This window comes from Stenotrophomonas panacihumi (genome assembly GCF_001431645.1).
GTDB classification, from domain to species: domain Bacteria; phylum Pseudomonadota; class Gammaproteobacteria; order Xanthomonadales; family Xanthomonadaceae; genus Stenotrophomonas_A; species Stenotrophomonas_A panacihumi.
Genome location: NZ_LLXU01000098.1, coordinates 22,187 through 34,743 on the forward strand (window position 1 = coordinate 22,187; position 12,557 = coordinate 34,743).

Genomic DNA, 12,557 nt, shown 5'->3' on the forward strand with positions numbered 1-12,557 from the left:
CGCCTCCGTGTGTCGTCAGAACCGGTAGGTCAGGCTGGCCTTGTAGGACCGGCCGAACACCACGTTGGTGCGCAGGCCTTCGTCGTAGCCGTCGAAGGTGCGCTGTTCGCTGTCGAGCAGGTTGTTGCCTTCCAGCTTGAACGACAGGCGATCGCTGAAATCGTAGCTCAGCGTGGCCGACAGGTCCTTGTAGGTGTCGTTGTAGATGCCGGTGGCCGCGCTGGACAGGCCGACCAGGTACTTGTCGCGCCAGTTGTAGGCCAGGCGCACGCCGAACGGGCCGTTCTCGTAATAGCCGATCAGGTTGACGTTGTTCTTCGACAGCCCCGGGAACGTCATCGCGTTGCCGGTGATGTCGGTGATCGGGGTTTCCGAGTCGATGTAGGTGTAGGTGGTCACCACGCCGAAGCCATCCAGCATCCCGGTGAACGGCACCTGCGCCAGCAGCTCCACGCCCTTCACCTTGGCCTTGTCGCCGTTGATCTTGCGCAGCACCAGGTAGTTGACGTTGTTGTACACCTCCGCGCTCTGCTGCTGCACGATGAAGGTGGACACGTCCTTGTAGAACAGGCCGGCCGAGAGCACGCCCTGGCCGCCGTAGTACCACTCCAGCGAGAGGTCGTACTGGTTGGCCTTGAACGGATCCAGGTCCGGCGCGCCGCCGGTGCCGGTGCCGAACGAGGTCTGCACGCCGTTGGCGTCGAACACCGCGTTGTTGTTGAGGGTGACGCCGTTGTTGAGGTCTTCGGTATTCGGGAACGCCACCACCTTCGCCGCGCCGCCGCGCAGCACCAGCGTGTCGGTGAGCTGCAGCTTGGCCACCGCCGAGGGCAGGGCCTCGTCGTCGCGACGGCTGAAGACGGAAGGCGTCACGCTGCCGTCGCCCCCGAGCACGTTGCCGCGCGAATCCAGGTCGCGGCGCACGAAGCGCACGCCGACGTTGCCGGTCAGGCCCATGTCGCCGAGCTGGGTGTCCCAGTTGAGCTTGGCATAGGCTTCCAGGAAGTCCTCGTCCACGCTGAAGGTGGAGCCGTAGGCCAGCGTGCTGCTGCCCGGGTTGAGGCACTGCGCGTTCTGCGAGATCGCCGGGATGTTGGTGAACGTGTCGCAGCCGCCGAACGCGCCGCGATACGCGCCCAGGTATTCGCGTGGCAGGCCGGCGAACTCGCCGGGCATGAAGTCGAAGTTGCTGTACAGGCGGATGTAGTCGCTCATCTGCGTGACCGGGATGCCGCCGGTCGGGCGGATGTCGGCGCGCAGCGGGTTCTGCAGGCTCTCCAGGCGGTTGAAGCGCGCGCCGAAGTCCAGCGAGCGCAGCGGGCCGTCGTTGAACGCCCAGCTCCAGTCGGTGCGCAGCGCCTTGGTGTCGGTCTCCGCGCGCCAGTCGTTGTCGAACATGATGGTCATGCGCCACTGCGACGGGTCGGTGACGTCCACGCCGCTGACGTTGAAGCTGCCGAAGTTGCCGCTACGCAGGTCGAAATCGGTGATCGAGGTCAGGCCGGCCATCGGCGCCAGGCGCATGTAGTGCTGGTCGTAGCGGGCGGTGGACTTGCCGTAGTCGGCCTCGACCGAGCCGTCGAGCTGGTCGCCGACGCGGAACTTGGCCGTCAGCGCGGTGGAGAAGATGTCCGAGTCGATGTCGGCCACTTCGCTGTTGAGCAGCACGGTGCCGGTGGAACGGCCGGCGAGCAGGATGTCGTGGTCCGAATACGTGGCGTTGGTCAGGCCCGCGGACGGGTTGAAGGCGATCCAGTAACGGTCGCGCTTGGCGTCCTGGCGCGAATAGAAGGTGTCGGAGGTGATTTCCACGCCGTCCACCGGGCGCCACTGCAGCACCACGCTGGCACCGACCTTGTCGCGGTCGTCGTCGATGTTCTGCGCGCGCATGTCGGTGCTGCCGAAGCGCACCTGGGTGGGGTCGGCCGGGTCGTTGAAGCGCGAGTAGCCGGAGAACGTATCCAGGCCCTGCTGCACGACCTCGCGCTTGCTGTAAGTCGCCGAGATCAGCGCGCCGAAGCGGCGGTCGTCGGTGCGCGTGGACAACAGCGCGAAGGCATTCTGGCCGTAGGCATCGGACAGCTCGTCATAGGTGCCGGCCAGGCTGACCACGTTCTGCTCGCCATCGCCGTACAGCGGCTGGCGGGTCTGGATGTCGACGATGCCGCCCAGGCCCCCGGCGATCTGGTCCGCGCCGGCCAGCTTGGTGACGGTCAGGCGCGAGATCAGTTCGGACGGCACCAGCGAGAGCAGGCCGTAGGTGGAGGTGGCCAGCTGGTCCAGGCCGTTGCCGCCGCGGCCGGTGGCATCGACGATCTGGCGGCCGTTGTAGAGCAGCACGTTTTCCTTGAAGCCACGCACGAGGATGTCGCTGCCCTCGCCCATGCCACGTTCCAGCTGCACGCCGGCCACGCGCGAAAGCGATTCGGCCACGTTGCTGTCGGGCAGCTTGCCGATGTCGTCGGCGACGATGGCATCGACGATCTGCGGCGAATCGCGCTTGATGTCGCGCGAGGCTTCCAGGCTGCCGCGGATGCCGGTCACGGTGACGGCGTCGAGCGTGGTGGCCTGCGAATCGGCGGCCGGCGCGGACTGCGCCTGCGGTGCTTCGGCCGACTGCGCCAGCGCCACGCAGGGCGTCAGCAGGCAGGCGCCCAGGGCGGTGAACAAGGTGGAACGTCGAAAGCTACGCATGTGTTGGGCCCTCCCCCAATGTAGGAACCGAAGCGCCGCCGCCGGGGGTGGCGAAGGCGCATGACGCGCGCCCTCCCCCCTCGTCCACCCGGTGATACCGCCCTTCGATACAGCGTGATTCGTCGGTGACTGCTGCACTGCGACTTGGCAGTGGTGTAGCTAATATAGCAATATGATTTCGGCGCGCACGCTGCAGCGCAACGTAGAAACTGAAACAGGCCCGGAGAGTGGCCCGTTTCGCCCGTCAACCTGTTGCTTATAAAGGCACACTTACTGCAAGGACCCGGCCATGGCCGAACTGCAAGGCGTCTTCCCCATCCTCCCGACGATCTTCCACGCCGACGGCTCCGTCGATGAGGCGGGGATGGCCAACGTGTTCGAGTACATCCTCGGTGCCGGCGCGGCCGGCGTGGTGTTCCCCGGGCTGGCGAGCGAGTACGACATGCTCACCCCGGAAGAGCGCCTGCATCTCACCGCGCGGCTGGGCGAATGGAACCGCGGCCGCGTGCCGCTGATCGTCGGCGCCAGCGCCAAGACCGTGGAAGAGGCGATCGCCTTCGCGCGGGCCGGCGGCGAGGCCGGCGCGCAGGCGGCAATGGTGCTTACGCCGCATCGCCATGCCGGCGATGCCGAGGCGATGGCCGCGTTCTTCGAGCGCCTGCATGCCGAATCCGGCGTGGCGGTGATGCTGCAGAACGCGCCGCCGCCGATGGGCGTGGGCCTGGGCGTGGACGAAGTGGTGGCGCTGGCCGCGCGCGTGCCGGGCATCGAGTACGTGAAGGAAGAGACGATGCCCTCGGGCCATCGCATCACCGCACTGTCCGAACAGGCCGGGCGCAGCCAGGTGCGCGCGGTATTCGGCGGCGCCGGCGCGCGTTACGTGCTCGACGAGCTCGGGCGCGGCGCGGTCGGCACCATGCCGGCCTGCGAAATCACCGAGGTGCACGTGGCGATGCTGGCGGCGTGGGCGGCCGGCGACCAGGCGCGTGCACGCGAACTGTTCGAGCGCACGCTGCCGCTGCTCAGCATGCAGGCGGTGTTCCGCTGGCGGCTGACCAAGGCGGTGCTGCTGCGCCGCGGGCTGATCGCCAGCGACAAGGTACGCGCGCCGGGCCCGGCACTGGATGCATTCGACCAGCGCGAACTGGATATCCTGCTCGACCGCATCGCCGACCTGCTGCCGCTGGACAAGGTGCCGGGGCAGGTACAGAGGATTTCCTGATGAGCCATGTCGCCAAGGTCGAGACCTTCATCCTGACCATCCCGCGCACCACGCCCTATCTCGGGCCGCTGGGGCCGGGCGAGCGCGTCAACAGCCGCGGCTACCTGGTGCGCAAGGGCAATGGCACCATCTACCCGACCGTGGACCGCTCGGTGGTGGTGCGCGTCACCACCGACGACGGCGCGGAGGGCTGGGGCGAAACCTACGGTATCTGCGCGCCGCGCGCGGTGTGCGAGATCATCAACGACCTGCTGGCGCCGGAACTCATCGGGCGCTCGCCGGAGGATGTCGAACGGATCTGGGACGACCTCTACGGCCTGATGCGCGTGCGCGGCTGCTTCGGCGGCTTCCATGTCGACACGATCGCCGCGCTCGACATCGCGCTGTGGGACCTGCGCGCCCGTGCGCGCGGCGTGCCGCTGTGGTCACTGCTGGGCGAACGCCAGCGCGAGACGATTCCCGGGTACCTCTCCGGCCTGCCGGCCGGCACGCTGGAAGCCAAGGTGGAGATGGCGCGCTCGTTCGCCGCCGAAGGCCATGACGCGTTCAAGATCCACGCGGTGGTGAGCCACGAAGGCATCGTCGAGGAGATCGGCGCGCTGCGCGAAGCGCTCGGCCCCGCGCCGGAACTGATGGTGGACCTGCACTGGAAGTTCGACCTGGCGCAGGCCATGGCGATGGCGCGGCAGCTGGAACCGTATCGCTTGAAGTTCATCGAAGCGCCGCTGAAGCCGGAGGACATCGAAGGCCTGATCCAGCTGGGCAAGGACAGCCCGGTGCCGATCGCCGCCGGCGAGGAGTGGCATACCGAGTACGAGGCGCGACTGCGCCTGGCCGGTGGTTCGCTCTCCTATATCCAGCCGGAGATGGGGCATACCGGCGTCACCCAGTTCCTGCGCATCGCGCGTCTTGCCGAAGCGCAGGGCGTGCCGATCGCGCCGCATGCCACCATCGGCGGCGGCCTGTTCATGGCCGCCAGCCTGCATGTGGCCAGCGTCCTGCCGGGCCTGTGGCGGCATGAGTGGCAGCACTCGATCTTCTCGCGCTCGCTGCTGATGCTCGACACCGACATGGCTTACCGCGACGGGCATTACCACCTGCCCAGCGGCCCCGGCCTGGGCGCCGTGCCCGGCGCCCGCTTCTGGGATCACGCCGAAGCGGTGGCCTGATCGCGACCGTCGCTGCTGTCGCCCGACAGCAGCGACATCGGCGAGCGGCGCGCCAGCTTCAACGCCAGCCATGCCAACCCCACCGCCACCGGATGCAGGAAGGCCATCAGCACGAAGGTGCGGTCGAACGCGCCATCGGCCACCAGCATGCCCACCACTTGCGCCGACAACATGCCGCCCAACGCGCTGCCACAGCCGATGAGGCCGGCGACCGAGGCGATGTAGCGCGAGGGGAAGATGTCCACCACCATCGTGGTGAGGTTGATCTGGTAGACGAGGTGGGCGAACGTCACCAGGCACGCCACGCCCAGCAGCGCCCACAGCGGCGGATGCAAGGTGATGAGGATGCCGATGGGCGCCAGGATCGCCGCGCCGGTCATGGTGAGCAGGCGGCTGCGTACCGGCGCCATGCCGCGGCGCACCAGCGTGCCGGAAATCATGCCGCCACCGATGCTGCCGATATCGGCGGCCACGTAGACCACCCACGCCAGCGAGGCCACCGCGGCCAGGCTCATGCCGCGCGCATCCCCCAGGTATTTCGGGAACCAGAACAGGTAGAAGTACCAGACCGGGTCGGCCACCATGCGCGAGCCGACCAGCGCCCACACCGCGCGGTCGCGCGCCAGCTTGCCCCACACGCCCTTCATCGACGGCGGCGGCGTCGCCGGTGCATCGCTGGCGGCCCGCGCCTTCTCGCGCGGATACGCCCACCACCAGCCGGCGATCCACAGCAGGCCGGCGATGCCGGTGATCCAGAACGCGCTGCGCCAGCCATACGTGAGCGCGATGCCGCCGATCAACGGCGGCGCGAGCGTGGCGCCGATCATCGCGCCGGCCGTGTACAGGCCCAGCGCAATGCCCCGCTGGCGTGGCGGGAACTGCTCGGACACCACCTTCGTGCCGACGGTGTAATTGCCGGGCTCGCCCAGGCCCAGCGCGAAACGCGCCGCACCCAGCTGGAACGGCGTGCGCACGAAGCCGGTGGCGATGTTGGCCAGCGACCACCAGCCCACGAACAGGACCAGCGCCACGCGCGCGCCCAGCCAGTCGGTGATGCGGCCGGCCATCACGTAGGCGGCGGCATAGGCGAACAGGAACACCTGCACGACGCGTGCGTATTCGATATCGCTCATGCGCAGGTCGGCCTGGATGGTCGTGGCCAGGATCGAGAGCGCCTGCCGGTCCAGGTAGTTGATGACCGTCGAACAGAACAGCAGGGCCAGCAGCACCCACTTCGTGCGTCCGCCGCCGCTCACGCGTCGATCCGATAAGTCATGGTGGCCGCCTCCCCAGAGAAGGCCGCAACGTATTGCTATTGTAGCAACAGGTCAAGCCGCACTGCGGCAAGCCCTCAGCCGATCTCGGTGGCCGCCTCGCGCAACGCCTTGACCAGCTCGGCGGTGGCGGACTCGGGGATCCACCCGGACATCGCGATACCGGCATGCACCGGGTCGCCCATCGCGATGGCCACGACATGGTGGTCGCGCTCGTCGGCCACGTGCACGCGCGCATAGCCCTGCGCGCGGGTCTGGGCGAGGGCGCGCAGCAGCTGCTCGATGCCCTCGGGGAACATCGGGATCGGCTTGTCGCGGTAGAGCTCGCGCACGTCCTCGTCGGACAGCTGCGAGAGCAGCACGATGCCGATGCCGCTGGTGGTGGCCGGCAGCAGGCCGATGCGGCCCAGGCCGCGCGCGGCCTCGATGCCCGGCGGGGCATGGAAGAGGTAGCTGACGCTGTCGTTCCACAGCACGCCCATCGCCACCGTGTGGCCGAAGCGGCGCAGGCTCTCCAGCACCGGCATGGCGCGGCGGATCAGCCCGGAAGCGAACAGGCTCTGCGCGGCCAGCACGTGCATGCCCGGGCCGGGGGTGTATTTGCGGTCGGCGGTCTGGCGGGCGATGCCCAGGTAGGCCAGGGTCTTGAGCAGGCGGTTGACCCGGGTGGGGTTGGCGCCCAGCTGGCGGGCGAGCTCGCGACACCCCACCGGCTCGGGCGAGGAGGCCAGGGCCTGCAGGGTGGCGATGCCATCGATCAGGCTCTGGTTGGGCTGGGCATTGGGCTTGGCGCGCATCGGGAAAGCGTAATCGGGCGCCGGCCGGGATGCCACCAATAGCAACACTTTTCGAAGATCGGCGGGCTGGCTCCTGCCAGATCAGCGGGTGGCCGGCTGCCATTCCCCATGGAGGTCGCGCAGGCGATCCTCCAGTCCGGCCGGGCCCGAGACCGTCCAGAAGCTGGAGTCCACCGCCTCCAGTTCGCACACCGGCTGGCCCGCCTGATGACCCACGAATCGGCCGTTGATGGTCTGGTAGATGCCGCGATACAGCGCACGCAGCTCGGCGTCGCCCAGTACCTCTCCGTCCCACGACCGTTCTTCGATGGCGTCCGCGCCGTCGCCGAGGCATTCGGAGACCTGGAAGCGCCAGTGATCCACGCGGAGAAAACGGTCCACCTCGGCCAACAGATCGTTGAAATCGATCAGCCGGCCATTTGCATGCTGGGGTATCCGGATCATCGAAACCTCAACGCCGCTGACGTCGCATCGACGTGGAGGGCGTCTGCTCGACTACCCGCCACTGCCCCGGCGCCAGGCCTTCCAGCGACCAGCGCCCCATCCGCGCACGCACCAGCCGCAGCGTCGGCAGGCCGACGGCGGCGGTCATGCGTCGCACCTGGCGGTTGCGGCCTTCGCGCAGGGTGATGGCCAGCCAGGCGTCGGGCACGGTCTTGCGGAAGCGCACCGGCGGATCGCGGGGCCACAGGTCGGCCGGGGCGTCGATCAGCTCGGCGCCGGCGGGCAGCGTGGGGCCATCGTTGAGCAGCACGCCTTCGCGCAACCTGCGCAGCTGGTCTTCGTCGGGCGTGCCTTCGACCTGCACCCAGTAGGTCTTGGCTTCCTTGTGCTTCGGGTCGGTCAGGCGATGCGCGAGCGCGCCATCGTCGGTGAGCAGCAGCAGGCCTTCGCTGTCCATGTCCAGGCGGCCGGCAGGGTAGATGCCGGCCGGCAGACCGAATTCGGCGAGCGTGCGCCGGCCCGTCGCGCCCTTGTCGCTGAACTGGGTGAGCACGTTGTACGGCTTGTTGAAGATGACGAGCATGCCGCACCTGTGCCGGGAGGCGCGATTCTAGCAATGCGGCGCGCGACCACCGGGGCCGCGCGCCGCATCGCGCCTCATTGCTTCACGAACTTCAGCGTCATGCGGTCGCTTTCGCCGATGGCCTGGTACTTCGCATCGTCGGCGGCGTCGTGCTTGTTGGTCGGCGGCAGCGTCCACACGCCGCCCGGGTAGTCCTTGGTGTCGCGCGGGTTGGCGTTGAGATCGCTCTTGGCGGCGAGCTTGAAGCCGGCCGCTTCGGCCATCGCGATGACCTGCTGCTGGCCGACGTAGCCGCTCTTGTCGTCCGCCGGCACGTCGGCCTTGGCGCGATGCTCCACCACGCCCAGCACGCCACCCGGCTTGAGCACCGCGTGGAAGGCCTTGAACATGCCTTCGGCCTGCCCGGCGCTGCGCCAGTTGTGCACGTTGCGGAAGGTCAGCACCAGGTCGGCCGAGTTGGCCGGGCCGAGCACCGGCGCGTTGGGGTCGTAGCCGACGATGCTGGCCTTGGCGTACTGCGCCGGCGCGGCATCGAACTTCTTCTGCAGGCCATCGCGCTGGCGCTGCTGGTAATCGCGGCTGCCGCCTTCCTTGACCTTCATCGGGTCGACCACCGCGGCGATGTAATGGCCCTTGGCCTGCAGGTACGGCGCGAGGATCTCCGAATACCAGCCGCCACCGGGCGTGATCTCGATCACCGTCTGTTCCGGGCGAATGCCGAAGAAGGCCAGCGTCTGGCCCGGATGGCGATAGACATCACGCTTGGCGTTGGCCGCATCGCGCCAGCTGCCGCTGATGGCGGCCTGCAGGCCGGCATCGGGCGCAGGCAGGGTGGCGGCGTCGGCGGGCTTGAACGCCTGCGCGGCGGGCAGCGCCGCGGCGAGTGCGACGGCGAGCACACCAATGGTCATGAGCTTATGAGCGGACATGCGGATGGACCTCCCGGGGCAAAGTGGGCCGAGCCTAGCACGCGCCCCGCGACAGCCCGCCGCGGCGTCTTTGCGTTTTCGCAACGCTGCATGCATGCGCATGTCACACCTTGGCCGCGCACGGGCGTCTATGCTCTGGGGCCCGATCTGTCGTGGAGCCATGCCCATGTCCTCCCCACGTCCCCTCGGCCGCTCCGGCCTGCAGGTCCAGCCGATCGCCTTCGGCGGCAACGTGTTTGGCTGGAGTGCCGACGAGCGCGCCACCTTCGCGCTGCTCGATGCGTTCGTCGAAGCCGGCTTCAACCTGGTCGATACGGCCGATGCGTATTCGGCCTGGGTGCCGGGCAACCAGGGCGGTGAATCGGAAACGCTGATCGGCCGCTGGTTCAAGCACAGCGGCAAGCGCGACAAGGTGTTGATCGCCACCAAGGTGGCCAAGTGGAAGGAACGCCCGGGGCTGTCGCCGGAGAACATCGCCGCCGCCGCGGAAGATTCGCTGCGCCGCCTGCAGACCGACGTGATCGACCTGTACCAGGCGCACGAAGACGATGAGTCCACGCCGCTGGAAGCGACGCTGGCCGCGTTCGGCCGGTTGATCGAGCAGGGCAAGGTGCGCGCGATCGGTGCGTCGAACTACAGCGCCGCGCGCCTGCGCGACGCGCTGGCGGTGTCCACGCAGTACAACCTGCCGCGCTACGAGACGCTGCAGCCGGAGTACAACCTTTACGACCGCGCGGGTTATGAAAGCGAACTGGCGCCGGTGGTGGCCGAGCATGGGCTGGGCGTGATCGGCTATTACTCGCTGGCCAGCGGTTTCCTCACCGGCAAGTACCGCACGCCGGCCGATGCGGCCAAGAGCAGCGCGCGCGGGCAAGCGGTGGTGAAGCAGTACCTCAATGCACGCGGGCTGCGCATCCTGGCGGCACTCGACGACATCGCCGCCAAGCATTCGGCCACGCCCGCGCAGGTGTCGCTGGCGTGGTTGATCGCCCAGCCGAACATCGCCGCACCCATTGCCAGCGCGACGACGGTCGAGCAGCTGCACGACCTGCTCGCGGCGGCGCGGTTGACGCTGTCGAAGGACGAACTGGCGCAGCTCGACGGCGCCAGCGCCGAGGATGCGGGCTGAGCGCTGCGCGGTTCGATCAATCCTCGAACGGCCGCTCGCCCAACGCTTCCACCAGGTAATCCAGGAACGAGGTGATCCGCGCCGACACCGCCGTGTTGCGGTAGTACACGGCGTTGATCGGCTGGCGCATGTCGAGCGTCTGTTCGGCCAGCACCTGCACGAGCTGTCCGTTCGCGCGATCGGTGGCGGTCATGAAATCCGACAGGCAGGTGATGCCGGTGCCGGCGCGCGCGAGGTGCAACAGCGTCTCACCGCTCGCCGCGGCCACCTGCGGCTCCACTTCGACTGGCTCGCCGCCGGCATCGGCCAGCGGCCATCGCTTCAACGATTCCGGCTGCCGGAAGCCGATCAGCGTGTGTTCGCGCAACAGGGCCGCCACGTCCGCGGGCGTGCCGTGGCGGGCGAGATAGTCCGTGCTGGCCAGCACGCGCAGGCGGCTGCGGCCGATCGGCCGGGCGTGCAGCGAGGAATCGCCCAGCGGCCCGATGCGGAACGCCAGGTCGGTGCGCCGCTCGACGAGATCGATGTTGCGCTCGTTGCCGTTGAGCTCGAGCGTCACCTCCGGGTAGCGCGCGCGATAGCCCGGCACTCTGGGCACGATGACGTGCAGCAGGAAGGAGGTCGCCGCATCCACCCGCAACCGCCCCGCCGGCCGCTCGCGCCGCGCGGCCATCTGTTCCTCGGCCGTTTCCACCGCCGAAACGATCGCCCGGGCCTGTGCGAGGAACGCCTCGCCCTCCTCGGTCAGGCGCAGGCGGCGGGTGGTGCGGGTCAGCAGGGTGACCCCGAGCTTCTCCTCGAGCCGCGCCAGCGCGCGGCTCACCGCCGAGACCGTCTGCTGCAGGGCTTCGGCGGCGGCCGTGATCGAGCCGCTGTCGATCACGGCGAGGAACGCCTGCATCTCATCCAGGGTGGTCTTCATCGGCCGATTATTGCGCGAAGGGAAAGAGTATTTCGACGATAACCGTCTTTTTGCGCAAAAGTCTCCCAGGCAGACTGCCGCCTTCCTTTTTCATGGAGCCACGCGCCCATGTCCCGCGGCATTCCCCTCGCCCTGCTAGCCCTGACCCTCGGCGCCTTCGCCATCGGCACGACGGAGTTCGTGATCGTCGGCCTCATCCCCACCATCGCCACCGACCTGGGCGTGAGCCTGCCGTCGGCCGGCCTGCTGGTCAGCCTGTACGCGCTCGGCGTGGCCATCGGCGCGCCGGTGCTCACCGCGGTCACCGGGCGCGTGCCGCGCAAGGCGCTGCTGATCGGCCTGATGGCGCTGTTCACCGTGGGCAACCTGGTGGCGTGGATGGCGCGGGGCTACGGCTCGCTGATCGTGGCGCGCGTGCTCACCGGCCTGGCCCACGGCGTGTTCTTCTCCATCGGCTCGATCATCGCGACTTCCGTGGTGCCGAAGGAAAAGGCGGCCAGCGCGATCGCCATCATGTTCACCGGACTCACCGTGGCGCTGGTCACCGGCGTGCCGCTGGGCACCTTCATCGGCCAGCACCTGGGCTGGCGCGCCACGTTCCTGGCCGTGGCCGGGCTGGGCGTGGTTGCCCTGCTGGGCAGCGCGCTGTTCGTGCCGCGCGACGTGCACCACAGCGAACCGGCGACGTTCGGCCAGCAGCTTGGCGTGCTCGCCCAGCCGCGCCTGCTGCTGGTGTACGCGATGACCGCGCTCGGCTATGGCGGCACGTTCCTGGCCTTCACCTTCCTGGCGCCGATCCTGCAGGAAGTCAGCGGCTGGTCCGCCGATGCCGTGAGCGCGGTGCTGCTGGTCTACGGCGTGTCGGTGGCGATCGGCAACCTGTGGGGCGGCCGGCTCGCCGACCGCCTCGGCCCGGTGCCGGCCCTGAAGCGGGTGTTCGCGCTGCTGGCGCTCGTGCTGCTGGTGCTCACCTTCACGATGCAGCATCACTGGTTGGTGCTGGCCACGGTGATGGCGTGGGGCGCGGTGGCGTTCGGCAACGTGCCGGGCCTGCAGGTCTACGTGGTGAAGCAGGCGCAGCGTTTCGCGCCGCGCGCCACCGACGTGGCCTCGGGGCTGAACATCGCCGCGTTCAATCTCGGCATCGCGCTGGGGTCGTCGGCGGGCGGGCTGGTGGTCGAACACCTGGGCCTGCGGCATACCCCGTGGATCGGTGCGCTGGTGGTGCTGGGCGCGCTCGGCCTGACCGCGCTGAGCGGCCGGCTGGATCGCCGCGACGGCGTCGGCGAGCGCGCCGAGGGCGTGGCCGTCACCGCGCATTGAAGACGTTGCAACGCTGAATCCCGCGCCGCGCGCACGCCGCCGGCGCAGCCCTCCCCTACCCTGTCCGCTTC

Annotated in this window: 11 protein-coding genes; 4 read left to right on the forward strand and 7 right to left on the reverse strand. The window is 68.9% G+C overall.

What is annotated here, in order from left to right; translation table 11 throughout:
• Positions 1 to 15: 15 nt before the first annotated feature.
• The gene (locus ARC20_RS12970; protein ID WP_081418189.1) at positions 16 to 2,694 is read right to left on the reverse strand and encodes a TonB-dependent receptor; all 2,679 of its coding nucleotides are present in this window, start codon (positions 2,692 to 2,694) and stop codon (positions 16 to 18) included.
• 289 nt (positions 2,695 to 2,983) lie between these two features.
• On the opposite strand from ARC20_RS12970, the gene ARC20_RS12975 reads away from it, so the two are divergent.
• Positions 2,984 to 3,916: a dihydrodipicolinate synthase family protein gene (locus ARC20_RS12975; protein ID WP_057647780.1), complete on the forward strand. Its 933-nt coding sequence runs from the start codon at positions 2,984 to 2,986 to the stop codon at positions 3,914 to 3,916.
• On the forward strand, positions 3,916 to 5,085 hold the full coding sequence (locus ARC20_RS12980) for a mandelate racemase/muconate lactonizing enzyme family protein (protein WP_057647782.1): 1,170 nt from the start codon (positions 3,916 to 3,918) through the stop codon (positions 5,083 to 5,085). Before ARC20_RS12975 ends, ARC20_RS12980 begins: the two co-directional genes overlap by 1 nt.
• Here ARC20_RS12980 and ARC20_RS12985 read toward each other — a convergent pair.
• From ARC20_RS12985 to ARC20_RS13005, 5 genes are all read right to left on the reverse strand, one after another.
• Positions 5,064 to 6,341 (reverse strand): MFS transporter, encoded by a 1,278-nt coding sequence (locus ARC20_RS12985; protein ID WP_081418190.1) that lies wholly within the window; start codon positions 6,339 to 6,341, stop codon positions 5,064 to 5,066. The genes ARC20_RS12980 and ARC20_RS12985 overlap by 22 nt on opposite strands.
• Before the next feature lie 95 nt (positions 6,342 to 6,436).
• Positions 6,437 to 7,156, reverse strand: coding sequence for an IclR family transcriptional regulator (locus tag ARC20_RS12990; RefSeq protein WP_057647784.1), 720 nt, complete (start codon positions 7,154 to 7,156; stop codon positions 6,437 to 6,439).
• Positions 7,157 to 7,237: 81 nt separating this feature from the next.
• Positions 7,238 to 7,600: a hypothetical protein gene (locus ARC20_RS12995; RefSeq protein WP_057647786.1), complete on the reverse strand. Its 363-nt coding sequence runs from the start codon at positions 7,598 to 7,600 to the stop codon at positions 7,238 to 7,240.
• A 7-nt stretch (positions 7,601 to 7,607) separates the two neighbouring features.
• Positions 7,608 to 8,183, reverse strand: a complete 576-nt coding sequence (locus ARC20_RS13000) for a pseudouridine synthase (protein WP_057647788.1) — start codon at positions 8,181 to 8,183, stop codon at positions 7,608 to 7,610.
• A 74-nt stretch (positions 8,184 to 8,257) separates the two neighbouring features.
• On the reverse strand, positions 8,258 to 9,112 hold the full coding sequence (locus ARC20_RS13005; RefSeq protein WP_057647790.1) for a class I SAM-dependent methyltransferase: 855 nt from the start codon (positions 9,110 to 9,112) through the stop codon (positions 8,258 to 8,260).
• A 166-nt stretch (positions 9,113 to 9,278) separates the two neighbouring features.
• Between ARC20_RS13005 and ARC20_RS13010 the strand changes: the two genes are divergently transcribed.
• Positions 9,279 to 10,241: an aldo/keto reductase gene (locus tag ARC20_RS13010; RefSeq protein WP_057647792.1), complete on the forward strand. Its 963-nt coding sequence runs from the start codon at positions 9,279 to 9,281 to the stop codon at positions 10,239 to 10,241.
• Between the two features lie 16 nt (positions 10,242 to 10,257).
• Here the strand turns inward: ARC20_RS13010 and ARC20_RS13015 are convergent, their stop codons facing one another.
• A complete protein-coding gene (locus tag ARC20_RS13015) occupies positions 10,258 to 11,163 on the reverse strand; it encodes a LysR family transcriptional regulator (protein ID WP_057647794.1) in 906 nt (301 codons plus the stop codon).
• A 108-nt stretch (positions 11,164 to 11,271) separates the two neighbouring features.
• Here ARC20_RS13015 and ARC20_RS13020 point away from each other — a divergent pair, with 108 nt between their 5' ends.
• Positions 11,272 to 12,486 carry an MFS transporter gene (locus ARC20_RS13020; RefSeq protein ID WP_057647796.1) on the forward strand — a complete coding sequence of 405 codons (1,215 nt, stop codon included), beginning with the start codon at positions 11,272 to 11,274 and terminating at the stop codon, positions 12,484 to 12,486.
• Positions 12,487 to 12,557 lie beyond the last annotated feature (71 nt).